This window comes from Hydrogenophaga intermedia, assembly GCF_023715105.1.
Classification (GTDB): Bacteria; Pseudomonadota; Gammaproteobacteria; order Burkholderiales; family Burkholderiaceae_C; genus Hydrogenophaga; species Hydrogenophaga intermedia_A.
Map to the genome: position 1 here is coordinate 50646 of NZ_JAMBNO010000008.1, position 16273 is coordinate 66918.

General features: G+C 69.8%; 16 protein-coding genes. 1 reads left to right on the plus strand and 15 read right to left on the minus strand.

Translation table 11 applies throughout. The features are described 5' to 3' along the window. Nucleotides 1-48 precede the first annotated feature (48 nt). The gene (gene hpnE / locus M3149_RS08980; RefSeq protein WP_251708964.1) at nucleotides 49-1371 is read right to left on the minus strand and encodes a hydroxysqualene dehydroxylase HpnE; all 1323 of its coding nucleotides are present in this window, start codon (nucleotides 1369-1371) and stop codon (nucleotides 49-51) included. Further along, nucleotides 1371-2237, minus strand: coding sequence for a presqualene diphosphate synthase HpnD (gene hpnD, locus M3149_RS08985; protein WP_251708965.1), 867 nt, complete (start codon nucleotides 2235-2237; stop codon nucleotides 1371-1373). Before hpnD ends, hpnE begins: the two co-directional genes overlap by 1 nt. A gap of 171 nt (nucleotides 2238-2408) precedes the next feature. Here hpnD and M3149_RS08990 point away from each other — a divergent pair, with 171 nt between their 5' ends. Continuing rightward, nucleotides 2409-2726, plus strand: a complete 318-nt coding sequence (locus tag M3149_RS08990) for a high-potential iron-sulfur protein (protein ID WP_251708966.1) — start codon at nucleotides 2409-2411, stop codon at nucleotides 2724-2726. Nucleotides 2727-2739: 13 nt separating this feature from the next. Here the strand turns inward: M3149_RS08990 and M3149_RS08995 are convergent, their stop codons facing one another. From M3149_RS08995 to M3149_RS09055, 13 genes are all read right to left on the minus strand, one after another. Continuing rightward, nucleotides 2740-3258 carry a Csu type fimbrial protein gene (locus M3149_RS08995; protein WP_251708967.1) on the minus strand — a complete coding sequence of 173 codons (519 nt, stop codon included), beginning with the start codon at nucleotides 3256-3258 and terminating at the stop codon, nucleotides 2740-2742. Next, a complete protein-coding gene (locus M3149_RS09000) occupies nucleotides 3255-5576 on the minus strand; it encodes a fimbria/pilus outer membrane usher protein (protein WP_251708968.1) in 2322 nt (773 codons plus the stop codon). Before M3149_RS09000 ends, M3149_RS08995 begins: the two co-directional genes overlap by 4 nt. Further along, nucleotides 5557-6240: a fimbrial biogenesis chaperone gene (locus tag M3149_RS09005; protein ID WP_251708969.1), complete on the minus strand. Its 684-nt coding sequence runs from the start codon at nucleotides 6238-6240 to the stop codon at nucleotides 5557-5559. Before M3149_RS09005 ends, M3149_RS09000 begins: the two co-directional genes overlap by 20 nt. Before the next feature lie 2 nt (nucleotides 6241-6242). Further along, nucleotides 6243-6728 (minus strand): Csu type fimbrial protein, encoded by a 486-nt coding sequence (locus tag M3149_RS09010; protein ID WP_251708970.1) that lies wholly within the window; start codon nucleotides 6726-6728, stop codon nucleotides 6243-6245. A gap of 201 nt (nucleotides 6729-6929) precedes the next feature. Then, entirely contained in the window at nucleotides 6930-7412 is a 483-nt protein-coding gene (locus M3149_RS09015; protein ID WP_251708971.1) for an acyl-CoA thioesterase, read from the minus strand. Further along, entirely contained in the window at nucleotides 7388-7765 is a 378-nt protein-coding gene (gene mnhG / locus M3149_RS09020) for a monovalent cation/H(+) antiporter subunit G (protein ID WP_251708972.1), read from the minus strand. Before mnhG ends, M3149_RS09015 begins: the two co-directional genes overlap by 25 nt. A gap of 2 nt (nucleotides 7766-7767) precedes the next feature. Next, complete coding sequence (locus tag M3149_RS09025) at nucleotides 7768-8046, minus strand: K+/H+ antiporter subunit F (RefSeq protein WP_251708973.1); 279 nt, start codon at nucleotides 8044-8046, stop codon at nucleotides 7768-7770. Continuing rightward, on the minus strand, nucleotides 8043-8531 hold the full coding sequence (locus tag M3149_RS09030; protein WP_251708974.1) for a Na+/H+ antiporter subunit E: 489 nt from the start codon (nucleotides 8529-8531) through the stop codon (nucleotides 8043-8045). The genes M3149_RS09025 and M3149_RS09030 overlap by 4 nt, the downstream gene beginning before the upstream one ends. Next, a complete protein-coding gene (locus tag M3149_RS09035) occupies nucleotides 8528-10168 on the minus strand; it encodes a monovalent cation/H+ antiporter subunit D (protein WP_251709096.1) in 1641 nt (546 codons plus the stop codon). Before M3149_RS09035 ends, M3149_RS09030 begins: the two co-directional genes overlap by 4 nt. Beyond that, on the minus strand, nucleotides 10168-10512 hold the full coding sequence (locus tag M3149_RS09040; protein ID WP_251708975.1) for a Na+/H+ antiporter subunit C: 345 nt from the start codon (nucleotides 10510-10512) through the stop codon (nucleotides 10168-10170). Before M3149_RS09040 ends, M3149_RS09035 begins: the two co-directional genes overlap by 1 nt. Continuing rightward, nucleotides 10512-13424 (minus strand): monovalent cation/H+ antiporter subunit A, encoded by a 2913-nt coding sequence (locus tag M3149_RS09045; RefSeq protein ID WP_251708976.1) that lies wholly within the window; start codon nucleotides 13422-13424, stop codon nucleotides 10512-10514. The genes M3149_RS09040 and M3149_RS09045 overlap by 1 nt, the downstream gene beginning before the upstream one ends. A gap of 57 nt (nucleotides 13425-13481) precedes the next feature. Beyond that, nucleotides 13482-15203, minus strand: coding sequence for an FAD-dependent oxidoreductase (locus M3149_RS09050; protein ID WP_435370733.1), 1722 nt, complete (start codon nucleotides 15201-15203; stop codon nucleotides 13482-13484). Then, entirely contained in the window at nucleotides 15200-16192 is a 993-nt protein-coding gene (locus tag M3149_RS09055; protein WP_251708977.1) for a Bug family tripartite tricarboxylate transporter substrate binding protein, read from the minus strand. Before M3149_RS09055 ends, M3149_RS09050 begins: the two co-directional genes overlap by 4 nt. Nucleotides 16193-16273 lie beyond the last annotated feature (81 nt).

Sequence of the window (16273 nt, forward strand, 5' to 3'; positions counted from 1 at the left end):
GGGTACCAGCCGCGAACAGGGGGCAACAGGCCCACAGGCCGGCAGGATTTAACGGATCGCCTCGTCAAGCGCCCGGCGTGCGGCCTGCAGGCCGCTGCGCACCGCGCCTTCGAGCGTGGCAGGGTACGGGCCATCGACATGATCGCCCGCCGCCCAGAGCCCCGGCGCCACCGCGGCCGGCGCGCGCTGCAGGCCGGGCCGGCAGGCGAAGGTGGCGCGCTTTTCGGTCACCGTCTGCAAGGGCAGCAATTGCACCCCCAGCTGCGCCTGCGCCTGTGCCAGCGCGGCGGCCTGCAGGTCTTCGCGCTCGCCGCTGCTGTGGCTGATCACCAGCGCCAGCACACCCTGTAGTCCCGGCTCGCGGGGGCTGAGCGCGCCGCGGTCGAAGGCGAACTGCGCGGGCCCGTCACGCAGCGCCAGCATGGGTGCGGCCAGTCGGGCTGCAGGCGCCCACGCGTAGACGGTGGTGATGGCGGTGTGCTCGATGGCTGCCGCGGTGCGCGCCCAGTCGGGCGCCACGGGGGCCAGCGCGCGCGCCGCAGCCGGTGCGCCTGTGGCCCAGACCACGCTCTCGAACACGGCCTGCGTGCCATCGGCCAGTGTCAGGCGCCACCCGGCGCCCTCGTGAATGCCGTCGCGTTGCACGGCTTCGACGCGGGCGCCTGTGTGTACTGAATGGCCCTGTGCCTGCAGCCATTGCGCGGCCGCGTCGGGCAGCAGCGCGGAGAGATCGGTGCGCGGCAGCAGCAGCGCGGCCGGGGCCATGCCTGCGGTGGGTTGGCCAAACAGCGCATCGCGCAGCACGCGCAGGAACACGGCGCCGCTGGCCTGTGCTGCGGGCAGGTTCAGGGCCGAGATGCACAGCGGCTCGATGAGCTCTTCCATGGCGCGCGGCGGCACGCCGCGGCAGACCTCGGCCACGGTGGCATCGTCCGCGCAGGCGAACCCGACGGCACGCCAGCGCAATGCGGCGCGCAGCAGGCCCAGGCGGTCGCCCCATCCCCAGCCGCGCGCGGTGGCCATTGCCGCCAGCCCGTCCAGCGGTGCGGGCCAGCGCGCGGCCCAAGGTGGCACCTGCAGGCCGCGGCCATCGGCAAAGCGCAGCGACAGTGGCTGCACCTGCAGCACGTCCAGCGGCGCCACACCTAGACGCTGCATCAGGGTCAGCGTGTCACGGTAGGCGCCGATCAGGATGTGCTGGCCGTTGTCCAGCGGGCAGGCCAGGCCGTCGGGCCGTTGCAGCAGCAACCGTCGGGCCCGCCCGCCCAACGCATGCGCCGCCTCGAACAGCGAGACAAGCGCGCCGCCCTCGGCCGCCGCCACCGCCGCGGCCAGGCCGGCCCAGCCACCCCCCACCACCGCCACGCGCATCACAAACGCCCCAGGGCCTGCACCTTCCAGGCGAGCCAGAACTTGCGCAAAGGCGTGAGGCCCACGCGCTGCGTGAGCACGGCCATCGGGTCGGCCGCCACCTCGCGCAGCAGCGTGCGGTAGATGCTGGCCATCATCAGCCCGGGCTTCTGGCTGCGCCGGTCGGCGTCGGGCAACATGGCGAGCGCTTCGTCGTAGGTTCGCAGTGCGCGCTCGCACTGGAAAGCCATCAGCGCGCGAAAGCGGCGCTCGAAATCGGCGGCGTCGGCTCCCGGCGCCGCGCCGCGCTTGAGCAGCTCGTGCGCTTTCACGTCAAAGCGTTGCAGCTCGTCGATCGGCAGGTAGATCCGACCCCGCATCGCGTCCTCGCCGACGTCGCGCACGATGTTGGTGAGCTGCAGCGCCAGGCCCAGGCGGTGCGCGTAGTCGGTGGTGCGGGGCTCTTGCTGGCCGAAGATGCGCGCCGCCACCTCGCCCACGATGCCCGCGACCAGGTGGCAGTAGCGTTGCAGGTTGGCGAAGTCGAGGTAACGGTTCTGTTCCAGGTCCATCTGGCAGCCGTCGATCACGGCCATCAGGTGCCTTGCCTCGATGCCGAAGGCACCGGCCAGCGGCATCAGTGCCTGCGTCACCGGGTGCGTGGGCGTGCCTTCGTACGCGCGCGCCACCTCGGTGCGCCACCAGGCCAGCTTGGTCTGCGCCACGCCCAGGTCGCTCACCTCGTCAACCACGTCGTCCACCTCGCGGCAGAAGGCATAGAAGGCCGTGATCGCGGCGCGGCGATCGGGCGGCAGGAACAGGAAGGCGTAGTAGAAGCTGCTGCCCGAGGCAGCGGCCTTTTGCTGGACGTAGTCTTGCGGCGTCATGGGGTGGGGGGAGTGTACGCAGGGCTGCCGGATGGTCGCCGGGTTGCGGCCACAGCCACGTCTTCCTGAAGCCAGCATTAAGTTGCTTGCCTTACCCGGCCTTTCGTGTACAGCCCTGGGGATCCGTGGCAGCATGTCCCCAGCGGTCTTTCGATCCCCACGAGGTAAGCCATGACATCCCACAACCGTCGCATTTTCCTGTTGCAGGTTGCCGCCGGCTCGGCCGTGCTGGCGGCCAGCCGTGCCGCCCAAGCGCAGGGCGCGCCGATGCTTAACGAGACCGATGCGCAGGCCGTTGCACTCGGCTACGCGGCCGATACCAGCAAGGTCGACCAGAAAAAGTTTCCCAAGCACGCCGCCTCGCAAGCGTGCTTGGGCTGTCAGCTCTACACCGGCAAGCCGGGCGAAGCGAGTGGCCCTTGCGGGATCTTCCCGGGCAAGCAGGTGTCGGCCAAGGGCTGGTGCAGCGCCTGGGTGAAGAAGGCCTGATCGGCGTCCCGGATCAATAGGTGATGGTGACCATCACCTGATCGCCGTAGGTTCCGGCCGGCACGCTCTGGCCCGCAGGGATGCGGGCATACAGCGTGTGGCTCTGAAGCCCCTGCAGGCACACCAGCCCCAGCAGGCTGGTGGTGATGTTGCCGCCCACGCCCGCGCCAGCGGCGCCGCCATCACCCCAGGGAACGCTGCGCGCGGCGTCGCTGAAAAGCCCGTAACCCAGGCGGCCGGCGCCAGCCGCCATCTGACGGTTGCCCGCGGTGCCATGTTGGCCGTGCGAGATCGTGAGCGTGTAGCTCACGCTGCATGCCAGCAGCAGGTAGGCGGGTGTGCAGGTCACGGTGATGCCGGCCTGGCTGTCGACGCGCGGTCCGCCGGGGGATGCGTAGGTGCCGAAAGCCAGCGGTGTGGCGGCGACGGTGCAACTGTGGGCCTGCGCGAGGCCTGGCATGGCCAGCCACGCGAACAGGCCGAACGCCAACTTTGCGGTGCGGGGGATTCGGCCGCGACGATGAAACGTCATGGTTGCCCCGTAGGCTGGCAGGTGAGCGGCCCCAGGGTGGCTTGTGCCACACCGTCCGGCATCGCAAATCTCAGGATGCACGTTCCCTGCGGCCCCTCGATGAGCAGCGTGTTTTGCGGTGCTGCATCGGGCAGCCAGACCTGGCCGCCGTGGGCGAAAGGCGCGCCGCGTTGGCTGTCTTCGCGGATCTGGCCGTCGTGGCGCATGGCACGCGATCCCGGCGCCACCCAGGTACCGTCAGGCCACTTCACCTGCAGCAGCGCCGATCGCGTGCGGGCGGCAGGAAAACGCACGCGCACCGCCGTCTGAGCCGGGGTGCGCACCGCAATGGTCGGCACGCTCAGCGCCACGTCCAGTGGCAGCACATCGGCCGCAATGCCAACGGTGTTGTCCTGCCAGGGCAGCAGGCCCCAGACCCAGGCATGGCCGCGCGCGTCGGTGACGGCGGCGTCGCGGTGGTTGAGTTGCACCCCCACGCCGGTCAGTCCGTCGAGCTCCACGCGCGCGGCGGCGGTGTCGCCAATGGGGCGGCCCACCACCGGCGTGCCACCCAGCCACATCACTCCCCCTTGCGCGCTGGCGCGCCATTGTGTCGATGAGTGGTCCTTCCAGCGTGCGGCCTGCAGTTCGACACGGCCAGCCTCACCGAGCCAGCTCACGCCGACAAGGCCCTGCTGCACCTCGTTGCCGCCCTGAACACGCCAACCCAGGCCGCCAGCCATGGGCTCATTGCGCTGGGCCTGGGCACTCAGGCCGGGTGCCCCTCCGGCTTCGGTGTTGCCCTGCAAGCGAATGGCCACGCTGGTCTGGGGGTCCAATGCGCGTGTGAAGAGCAGGGCGGCGCTGGCACGGCCTTCGCGGCGGAACACACTGACGCCGGCATGCCAGTGCGGGCCGAGGCGACGCTGCGCGCTGGCTGTGAGCAAGCGGGTGCGCCGATCACGGGCGTCGCGCTGCCAGACCGCGCCTGCCGAGAGGGTGGTCTGTCCCAAGGTGGTGCCCGAAAACACCGAATGGCGCTGCCGCGCCGGGGTGCTGCCGTCGAGCAGGCGGTAGCGGGTGTCGCGGTGTTCGGTGGTGGCGCTGAAGGTGCCACCCAGGCCCACCCTCTCGAACCCGATCAGTGCGCGACGGCCCGTGCCCACACCATCGGTCCGGCTGGCCGCCAGGTGAGCGCTGAGCACGCCCAGCCGCGCCGGTATCCAGTGCAGCGCCGTGTGCCATGCGCGCGTTTCCTGTCCCCACTCCAGCCGCGCCATCAGCGTGAGGTCGTCGCGCAGTCCGCGGCGCACTGTGCCCGCAGCGAAGCCGCCCCGGTAGTGATCGTCTGCGCTGGCATAGCCCCGGCGCAGCACGCCGGCCTCGGCGCAGGCATCGCTGAGGCCCGGGCGCAGCAGGCGCGGGCTGACGTAGTAGGGAACAGTCTGCACCTGCTCGGCGCCGAGTACGTCGCGTTGCACCACACGAATGTCACCTGCGCCGGTGACGCCAGGCAGTGTGTCCAGCGTATAGCGCCCCGGGCCCACACTGGCGCTGCCTGCCGGGCGACCATTGACCAGCAGATCGATGGCGCTGGGAACCTGTGCGCTACCCTGCACCGCGGGCAGCGGCTGCGTGACCAGGTCGGGCCGCAAGGCGAAGTCGGTGCCGCGTTGCACGCCCGCAAAGCGCAGTGCAGGCACGAGTTCGCCTCCGCAGGTGATGGCATCACCCAGCGTGGTGCGGCGAAGCCCTTCGGGCTCGGCCTGTGTCCACGCCGTGTCCAGGCGCTGCCAGCGCGCTTGGGCCTGGGTGTCGGCACCGCCACGCAGCACACCACTCGAGCGCAGCAAGCCGCCGGTGCTCCAGCCGAAGGCCCGCAGATCAAGCAAGGCAGCGTGGCGTTGTTGGCTGCTCTCGCGCTCCAGGTGGACCGCGTAGTCCAGCGCCAACCCGGGCAAGGGCTCGACGATGGGCGTGCCGGCGGATGCTGTGGCATCGATCTGCAGGCGCTGGGGCAGGAAGTCGTGCTCGGGCGCGTCGATCGCGAGTCGCTGGGCGGCGGTGTCGATGGTGGGTTGCCAGCGCTGCAGCCCATGGTGCGGCACACCTTCGATGGTCCGGGGAGCATCGGTGGGCCGCAGCCGCCATTGGGACAGCGTGGATGCGGGCGCATACCATTGGCCCGCGTCCTCCATCAGCGGCGCAAAGCTGTCCACGGGCTGACCGTTCAGCCAGACTTCGATCAGCCGAGGCGTCGGTTGCGCGTGCGCTGCCACGGCCCACAGGGCCAGCGGCAGTGCACAGGCGCACAGGCGCTCAGCGTGGGGGCGGCGCATCGAGCGCCCCGGCCAAAGTGCCTGCATCGCTGTCGGCCTCCCAGCGTAGTGCGCCCGACCAGCCCGAGGGCAATGGCCAGCGACACCTGCCGGCCGGGAGCGCGTAACACGGACCCAGCGTGGTCCGGTGGCCGTCTTCGCTCTGCAGCTTGATGGCGCGGACCTGCAAGTGACGTGCCCCGGTGTTGCGCAGCTCCACCGCATCGCCAGTGTGGTGCCAGTGTGGTTGTGGGCCGGGCGTGCCGGCACCGGTCACGAACACGGGCAGGCTCACGCGCATGAGCAATTGCACGCCGCTGTCCGGTACGTCCGGCGTGGCCACTTGGGTCAGCCAGATCCGGAAGCTGCGTTCGACCCCTGCTTCGAGCGGGCCACGCATTCCCACGCGCATGACCTGCGAAGCGCCAGGTGCGATCTCCACGATGGGCGGGTTGATGATCAGTGCCTGCGTCGGGCGCAAGGCGTCCTGCGTATCGTCCTGGGTCCAATCGAACACCTCGGCCTGCAACAGCAGCGGCCGCGTGGTCGGGTTGTGCACCATGAGCTGCGTGGCCGTGGCGCGATTGTGCAGATCGACGCGCACCGGGCGCACCTGGAACGCGTGCGCGGCCGTGCCAAGCAGTAAGGCGACGATCAGGCTCGTGAATGCGTCGCGCGCGCGCATGGTCAGTACGTGGCCGTGACGGTGATGGTGTCGGCGTAGACGCCGACCGTGGTCGTGGCGCTGGAGGGTACGCGGCCGTAGACCGTAAAGGCCTGTGCCAGCCCGGTGCCGGTGCTGCCCACGGTGGACGAGCCCGCGGTGCCGTCGCCCCAGGGTTGGGTGCGCGCAGCATCCCGGTAAAGGCCGTAGGGCAAGATGTCGGCTCCGCTGCTCATGCGCCTCTGCGTCATCGTGGCGCCGCTGCCGGTGCCGGCATCCAGCGACAGTGTGTAGGGGGTTCCCACGGTGCAGATCGCGGTGACGCTCACGCTGCCGTCGGACTGATTGCCCGGCGTGACAATGCCGAACGCCAACGTGCCACCTCCGACGACGGTACAACTGGGCAACACCGTGGCCGTCACGGTGAAGGTGGCGCTGCTTTGTGCGCCTGCGACGGCGCAGCTCAGGGCGAGCACGGACACGGCCAGGGCGCGCGGCAGTGGCGGCACCCGGGATGAGTGTGCATTCGGTTGACGAGGGAACATCGGGCATCCTCCGCTTCGGTTGTCGGGTACGTTGCCGGCCCGCGGGCGGCGACGTGTCCCCGAAATGTCGGCGAATTTGCTGCCCAACTTGACGCCTGCACCCCGTGGCGCGGGTGCTCCCGGCGGGGCGCGTCCAGTTTTCCCGGCAAACACCGGGAAGGCGGCTCAGCCGGCCTGGCGCAGTGCCTGTGTGCGCTCAGCGAATTCCTGGCGCAGTTGCTTTCGCACCTGGGCCGCGGCGTGGCGGCGGCGCTCGTCGGGCGTGAACGCACGCAATGGCGGCACCGGGACGGGTTTGCCGTCGTCGCCCATCGCCACCATGGTGAAGAAGCAGCTGTTGGCGTGCCGCACCTCCTGCGTGCGGATGTTCTCGGCCAGCACCTTGATACCGACCTCCATGGAGGAGGTGCCGGTGTGGTTCACCGAGGCCAGGAAGGTCACCAGTTCGCCCACATGGATGGGTTGGCGGAACATGACCTGATCCACCGAGAGCGTGACCACGTACCGCCCGGCGTAGCGACTGGCACAGGCATAGGCCACCTGATCGAGCAGCTTGAGGATGGTGCCGCCGTGCACATTGCCGGAAAAGTTGGCCATGTCGGGCGTCATGAGCACGGTCATGCTCAGCTGGTGGGCGGGGAGGTCCATGGGGGTGGGCGCGTGGCGGGCGAGGCCGGCGAATGTACACCGGGCAGCCTGTCGCCCGCCTGTCGGCGCCGGAACAGGGCGGCCCGCGCCAGCACGATGGTGGTCACCGGTGCGGTGATCGACAACACGATGATGATCAGCCACACGTGCAGTGCCAGGCCCTGGGCGCGCAGGCTGAAATGCAGGATCGACGCGAGCGTGACGATCCATGCCGCCAGCGTGGACGCCAATGCTGGCGCGTGCATGCGCGAGAAGAAATCGGGCAGTCGGTGCAGGCCCAGCGCAGCAATCAGCACCACCGCGCCGCTGACCAGCAGCAGCAGGCCCACGATGAGTTCGGGCCAGGGGGGCATGGTCATTCGATCACCTCGCCACGCAGCAGGAACTTGGCCAGTGCCACGGAGCCGATGAAGCCGAACAGCACCATCAGCAGCGCGCCCTCGAAGTACATCTCGCTGTCGTAACGGATGGCCAGCACCAGCATCACAAGCATGCCGACCACGTAGAGGAAATCGACCGCGAGCACGCGGTCCTGGGCGCTGGGGCCGCGCATGAGGCGCAGCAGGCCGATGCCCATGGCCACGAGGTAGAGAACGAGGGTGATGCCGATGGCCACCGAAAGGAATGGGCTCATCCGAAGATCTCCAGCAGCGGCCGCTCGTAGTCGGCCTTGAAGTGGGCGATGAAGGCGGCCTCGTCGTCGAGGTCGAACACGTGGACCAGCAGTGCGCTGCCGTCGTGCGCGAGCTCGCTCCACACCGTGCCGGGTACCACCGCGGTGATCATCGCCAGCGCGGCCAGGCCGTGTGTGTCCCGCAGGTCCAGCGGCACCACCACGAAGGCGCCGTTCGGTGGATGTCGGCGGGTGCGCACCACGCCCACAGCCACGTCAATGGCCGAGCGCACCACGTCGCGCCCCACGCGCAGGATCAGCAGGACAAGCGTGCCCCAGGCGCGCAGCGGGCCGGGCGTGGGGCGCAGCGGTGACATCAGCAGCGGGGCGACCACGGCCACCATCAGGCCGAGCAGCCACTGGCCCGCACTGCCGCTGCGCGTGAGCAGCAGCCAGCCACCCAGCAGGCCGATCGACAACCACGGTGAAGGAATCAGGCGCTTCATGGCATACCTCCGGTCGGCGACGGTACGGTGCGCGCGCGCATCACCGCGTCGACATAGCGCTGCGGCTCGTGCAGCGCATCGGCGGTGGCGCGCGCGTAGCCGAACACCGCCTCGGCCTGCACCACCATGAACACGGCCCCACCCAGCAACAGTGCGATCGGCAGTGTCTCGGCCACGCGCAGGCGTGGCGCAGGGCGGTCCTGCGTGGTCCAGAAGTGGCGCACGCCCACGCGCATGAGCGCCATGGCCGCGAACAGCCCCGAGGCGATGAGCAGGGCAAACAGCGTCCAGGCGGCCACCGTGCCCAGCTCCAGCAGCGCGATGAGCATGCCGAGCTTGCCCACGAAGCCGGAGAGCGGTGGCAGCCCGGCGATGACCATGGCACAGAGCGTGAAGGCCACACCCAGGAACACCAGTGCCGCGGGAATGGCTCGACCGATCAGCACTTCCTCGTCGTCGTCGAGGTTGGCGCCTGGCGGCGGTTGCGCATCGAAGAAGGCGGGCAGGGCGTCGTTGCCGTCATCCAGGTCCTGCGGGCCTTGCTCCACCTCGCGTGCGCGCTCCAGCAGCTCCACCAGCAGGAACAGCGCACAGCCCGCCAATGTCGAGCTGGCCAGGTAGAACAGCGCACCGCTGCTCAGGGCTGGCGCGTCGAAGCCGATGGCCGCGATCAGCGTGCCCGATGACGCGATGACGCTGTAGCCGGCGAGCCGGCCAAGCTGCTGCGAGGCGAGCATGCCGATGGCGCCGAAGGCCAGCGTGGCCAGACCACCCAAGATGAGCACGTCGCCCCCGAAGCCAGCAGAGGCGCCCACCGCATCGGCCGGAAAACACAGCGTCCACAGCCGCAGCAGGGCGTACACGCCGACCTTGGTGAGGATGGCAAACACCGCGGCCGCCGGCGCGCTGGCCGCCCCATAAGCGGGCGTGAGCCAGAAATTCAGCGGCCACAGCGCGGCCTTGGCCAGGAAGGCAACCGCCAGGATGGCCGCGCCCGCGTGCAGCAGGCCGAGATCGCGCTCGGGTATGAGCGCGATCTTGGCCGCGATGTCGGCCATGTTGAGCGTGCCCGTGACGCCGTAGAGCACCGCCACGCCGATGAGGAACAGCAGCGAGGCCACCAGGTTGATCGAGATGTAGTGCAACCCTGCGCGCACGCGTGCGATGCCGCCACCGTGCAGCAGCAGGCCGTAACTGGCGGCCAGCAGCACCTCGAAGAACACGAACAGGTTGAACAGGTCGGCGGTAAGGAAGGCGCCGTACAGGCCCATCAGCTGCAGTTGCAGCAGCACGTGGAAGTACACGCCCGCGTGCTGCCAGCGCGCCAGCGCGTAGAGCAGGGCGGCCAGGCCCACGGCGCCGGCCAGCACCGCCATCAGCGCCGAGAGCCGGTCGGCCACCAGCACGATGCCAAAGGGCACCGGCCAGTTGCCCGGCAGATAGATGCCGAATGCGGCGCTGCCTTCGGCGTGCACACGCAGCAACAGCGCCACCGCGAGCAGCAGCCCCAGGGTGGTGGAGCCGACGTTGAGCGCGCTCTTGAGCCGCCGGTTGCCCTCGCCGAGCATGAGCATGAGCGCGGCGGTGGCCAGCGGCAGCAGCACCGGCGCGACCAGCAGGTGTTCGCTGGGCAGCATCACGGCTTCTCCTCTTCGCCGTCGACGTGGTCGCCGCCGGACAAGCCACGAAGCGCCAGCAGCACCACCAGGTACAGCGCCGTGGTGGCAAAGCCGATCACGATGGCGGTCAGCACCAGCGATTGCGGCAGCGGATCGGTGTAGTGCGAGAGATCGGCCGGCACACCAGCGCGCACGATGGGCTCGGCATCCACCGACAGGCTGCCGACGCTGAAGATGAACAGATTGACGGCATAGGACAGCAAGGCCAGCCCGATGAGCACCTGGAAGGTTCGTGGGCGCAGCACCAGCCAGACGCCGGCACCGGCCATGACGCCAATGGCAAGCGAGACGACAAGTTCCATCAGTGCGCTCCCTCGGCGGCGGGTTGTTCCTCGTCGAGCGCCTCTTGCCGGCGTCGCGCGCGCAAGGACTGGTGCGCGATCGCCGTCAGCAGCAGCAAGGTGGAACCCACCACCACCGCGAACACGCCGAGATCGAAGAGGAAGGCGCTGGGCAGATGCACCTCACCCACCAGCGGCCAGGTGACGTGCGCGGTGTGCGTGGTGAGGAAGGGATAGCCCAGCGCGAGCGAGCCCAGTCCGGTGGCCAGCGCCAGCGCCAGGCCGGCGGCGATCCAGCGCGGCGGCAGCAGGTGCATGCGGTCCTCCACCCAGCGGGTGCCGCTCACCATGTACTGCGCAATGAAGGCAATGGCGACCACCAGCCCGGCCACGAAGCCGCCACCGGGCTCGTTGTGGCCACGCATGAACAAATGGAAGGCAAACACCGCGGCCACCGGCAGCAGCAGGCGCACCAGCGCGGCGGGAACGGCGAGGTAGGGCTGGGGCGTGTCGCTGTCGTCACGCGAGATCAGGTCGCTCTCCACGTTCTGCGGCACCGCGCGCTGTTGCATGGGCTGGTCGATGACCTCCACCGGTGGGCGAAAGCGCCGCAACAGGGCGTAGACGGTCACGCCCACGATGCCGAGCACGGTGATCTCGCCCAGCGTGTCGAAGGCGCGGAAGTCGACCAGCATGACGTTGACGATGTTGGTGCCGCCGCCGCCGGGCAGGGCGTTCTCGATGAAGAAGGGCGATATCGACAAAGGCGCCTGGCGCGTGAGCAATGCGTACGACAGCCCTGCCAGGCCGACGCCGATGCACACCGCGATCACAAGGTCGCGGCGGCGCCGCCACCAGACGCGGCTCTCCAGGCGCGGGTCGTCGGCCGGCACGCGCTTGGGCATCCAGCGCAGGCCGAGCAGAAACAGCACCGTGGTGACGACCTCCACGGCCAGTTGCGTGAGCGCAAGATCGGGTGCGGAGAACCACGCGAAGGTGATGCACAGCGCCAGGCCCACCACGCTGAGCATGATGAGCGCGGCCAGCCGGTGGAACTTGGCCTGCACCGCCGCGCCCACCGCGCACGCACAGCCGATGATCCACAGCAGCACGAATTCGGGTGTCACCGGCACGCGCGGTCGGTCGCCCCAGGACAGCGGCACGACCAGTGCCGAGCCCAGGCCGGCCAGACCGGCGATCACGATCAGCCACAGCAACTGCGGCTGCAGGCGGCGCGTGCCCAGCCCACGGGCCAGGCGCCGCGCGGCGTCGGACAGCGCGGCCATCAGCCCCTCGAACACGCGCCGCCCGTTCAGGCCGAACAGGCCGGGCGCCAGGCTGTGTTCGCGCATCTTCAGGCGCCGGCCGAACAGCAGGTACACCGCCACGCCACCCGCGGTGGCGATCAGGCTCATCACCAGCGGCGTGTTGAAGCCATGCCAGACCGCCAGGCTGTAGTCGGGCAGGGTGCCGCCCACCACCGGTTGCGCGGCCGTGGCCAGCAGCGGGCCGACCGACCACGCCGGCAGTGTGCCCACCAGGATGCAGGCCAGCACCAGCAACTCCACCGGCACGCGCATCCAGTGCACGGGCTCGTGCGGCTCGCGCGGGCAGTCGGGGCGGTCGCCGAAGAACACGTCGTGTCCGAAGCGCAGCGAATAGACCACCGCGAACACACCGGCGAGCGTGGCCAGCGCCGGCAGGCCGAATTCGATCGCCGGGTTGGCGCTCACGAACACGGTTTCGGCAAAGAACATTTCCTTCGACAGAAACCCGTTGAGCAGCGGCACGCCCGCCATCGCCGCGCAGGCCACGATGGCCAGCGTGCCGGTGATGGGCATGCTGCGGAAGAGGCCATCCAGGCGCCGCATGTCGCGCGTGCCGGTCTCGTGATCGATGATGCCCACCGACATGAACAGCGAGGCCTTGAAGGTCGCGTGGTTCATCATGTGGAACACCGCGGCCACGGCGGCGAGCGGGCTGTTGAGGCCCAGCAGCAGCGTGATGAGGCCGAGGTGGCTGATGGTGGAGTACGCGAGCAGGCCCTTCAGGTCGTTCTGGAACATGGCCGCATAGGCGCCGAGCAGCAGCGTGGCCAGGCCCGCACCGCCCACGATCCAGAACCATTCCGGCGTGCCCGACAGCACCGGCCACAGGCGTGCCAGCAGGAACACGCCGGCCTTCACCATGGTGGCCGAGTGCAGGTAGGCCGACACCGGGGTGGGCGCGGCCATGGCGTGCGGCAGCCAGACGTGGAACGGGAACTGTGCGCTCTTGGTGAGCGCGCCCAGCAGCACCAGCACCAGCGCGGGCGTGTACAGCGGGTGCGCGCGCACCTGCTCGCCCGCTTGCAGCACGGCCTCGAGCTCCAGGCTGCCGACGATGTGACCGAGCAGCAGCACGCCAGCCAGCAGGCACAGCCCGCCGGTGGCAGTCACGGTGAAGGCCATGCGCGCGCCGCGCCGCGCGTCCTTGCGGTGCGTCCAGTAGCCGATCAGCAGGAAGGAGAAGACGCTCGTGAGTTCCCAGAACACCACGAGCTGCACCAGCTGACCCGACAGCACCACACCCAGCATGGCGCCCATGAAGCCCAGCAGCAGCGAATAGAAGCGCGCGGCGGGGTCCTCGGGCGAGAGGTAGTAGCGCGCGTACACGATCACCAGCAGGCCCATGGCACTGACCAGCATCGCGAACATCCAGGCAAAGCCATCGATGCGAACGATCAGGTCCATGCCGAGCGAGGGCAGCCATGGCAGGCGCTCAGTGAGCACGGCGCCGTCGCGCACCTCGGGGTAGAGCAGGGCCAGCGGCACGGCCACCGCCAGGGCCACCAGCGCGGCCCACAGCGATTCGAGGTTGCGTGCGTTCGTGGGCAACAGTGCCGCGACCACGCAGCCTGCAAAAGGCAGCAGAAGCAACAGGAACAGGGACATGTCCCCGAGTCTAGAGGAAGCTCGGGGCCTGCTCCGGCGCGGGGTTTCGTGCGCCGATCAGGCCGGCGCGGCAGTGGCCTCGTTGCGCGCTGCGGCCTGCACCGCGGGCCGTGCACCGCGCAGCAGTTCCACCAGGGCAGCCGTGTCCGTCGGCAGCGCGTCGCCACGCCACACCACGTGCTGGTCGGGCCGGCACAGCAGCAAGGCGTGGCGGTACTCCGTGGGGCGCCGGGGCTCGGCGCTCAGGTCGAGCAGCGTCATCGGCACGCCCGCGTCGGTGGCGGCCTGCAGCAGGCGCGCCGCATCGGCATGGGGCCGGGCGACGAGCAGGGTGTAGCCCGGGCCGAAGGCGTCGTACAGCGAGCGCCCGTCGCGCAGCCGGAAATGCGGAGCACGGCAGCCGGGCACGGTGGATGCCGTGAAGCTGCCCATGGTGTAGGGCGGTGGTTCCTCGCCGTCGCCGGCGATGATGGGCGAGCCGCTGTAGTAGTAGCCGTAGTTCAAACCCGCGCAGCAGAACTGCTGCACGTTCAACTGGTAGGCCTCGTCGCCGATGAGCGCGCGCGCCGCGGCGCCGGATGCATCGTCGGCCTCGATGTTCGGTGGCACGGCGCTGCGTGCCTTGATCATTTTCTGCGCGTGGTCCATCGCGAAGCGCGACACCTGCTCGGTGATCGGCTGGCGTTCGGCCTCGTAAGCGTCGAGCATGGCCGGGTCGGCCCAGCCTTGCACCTGTGCGGCCAGCAGCCACGCAAGGTTGAGCGCGTCGGCGATGCCGGCGTTCATGCCGTAGCCGGCGTAGGGCACCCACAGGTGCGCGGCGTCGCCGGCGATGAAAACGCGCCGGTCACGGAAGCGGTTGGCCACCAGGCGGCGGCCCACCCAGTCCTCCTTCGAGATCACCTCGTACGCGAAGTCGTCGCCGACGCCGAGGATGTGGCGGATGCTCTGGTCGCGATCCACCGAATCGAATTCGGTCTCCTGCGGATTGAGGTGGTTGTGCACCAGCCAGGTTTCGCGTCCGTCGATCGCGAAGACGGTGCCGCAGCGGCGCGGGTTGACCGAGTAGTAGCACCACGCCGGTTTGCCCGGCAGGCGCGAGAGCAGGCCTGGCGCGCGGATGTGGGTGGACTGCACCCGCTGGATCACGGGTGTGCCCTCGAACTGCGCGCCGATGGCCTTGCGCACGCCGGAGGAGCCGCCGTCGCATCCGACCAGGAAGCGCGCGCGCACGGTGCGTTCAGCGCCGTCGTCCACGCCAACCAGCGTGGCCGTCACGCCCGCCTCGTCTTGCGTGAAGCGCTCCAGCCGCGTGCGGTTGTGCAGCGACACGCCGGGCAGCGCCGCGGTGTGTTCGAGCAGGATCGGCTCCAGATAGATCTGGTTGATGCGGTGCGGCGGCTCGGGTGTGGGCCACCAGGTGTCCGGACCGCCGTTGTCCACGAAGCGCTCCAGGCGGTTCGGGATCGGGATGCGCGTGAGCTCGATGCCGGTCATCGCGGTGCGGAACACCACGTCGTTCGGGTACTCATCGGGCAGGCCGGCGCGGCGCAGCTTGTCGGCCACGCCCAACTGGCGAAAACGCTCCATGGTGCGCGACGAGACGTGGTTGCACTTCACGCTCGGTGGTTCGAGGTACGCGCGCGGCTCGGCGATCATCACGCGCACGCCGCGCCCGGCCAGGTCCATCGCAAGCGTCAGGCCCACGGGGCCCGCGCCGGCGATGAGCACGTCGGTGTCGAAACGTTCCTGCGTTGCGGTCATGGGCAAGGAGGTCATTCGAGTTTGATGCCGGCGTTGCGGATCACCTGGCCCCACTTCACGGTTTCGGACTTGATGTAGTCCGCAAAGGCCTGGGGCGTGGAAGGCGCCGGCTCGACACCGATGGCCCGGATGCTGGTCTGGATGGCCGGGTCGTTGAGGGCTTCGACGATGGCGGCGTTGAGCTTGTTGACGATGGCGTCCGGCGTGGCCGCGGGTGCCACGATGCCGAACCAGCCCACCGATTCGTAGCCCGGCAGGCCGGCCTCAGCCACTGTGGGCACGTCGGGCAGCGCGGGCACACGGCGGCTACCGGTGACCGAGAAGGCCATCAGCTTGCCGGCGCGGATGTGCTGGATCGCCGCGGGCAGGTCGGTCACGGCCAGCGGAATCTGGCCGGCCAGGGCGTCCATGGCGGCCGGGCCCGAGCCGCGGTAGGCCGCCTGCACGATCTTCACGCCCGCCATCTGGTCGAACAGCGAGGCGGTGAGGTGCATGGCCGTGCCGTTGCCGCCATGGCCGATGGTGAGCTTGCTCGGGTCGCGTTTGGCCAACGCGATGAGTTCGGCCTGCGTGCGCACGCCCACCGAGGGGTGGCCCACGATCACGAAGGGAATGGCCGCGACCAGCGAGACCGGCTTGAGGTCCTTCACCGGGTCGAACGGCATCTGCGGATACAGGCTCACGTTGGCCGACAGCGCGCCCGCGGCCCCCAGGCCCACCGTGTAGCCGTCGCCCTCGGCCTTGGCCACGGCGGTCAGGCCGATGTTGCCGCCCGCCCCCGGCCGGTTCTCGATCACCAGCGGCTGCCCGAGCCGTTCGCTCACGCGCGGGCTGATGGCGCGCACGATGGCGTCGGCGCTGCCGCCGGGCGGGAACGTCACGATCACGCGGATCGGCTTGGTCGGCCAGGCGGCGTCCTGGGCGCTCGCGGGGGCGGCCAGTGCGAGCAGGGCAGCGCCACCAAGCGCGGCGCACAGCGTGCGGCGCAGGAAGGGGGTCTTCATCGGCTTGTCTCCTGGTTCTGATGTGGGAAGGCCGGGTGTCATTCAACCGGCTTCGCATTCATGCGTAAAGCGAAACTTATC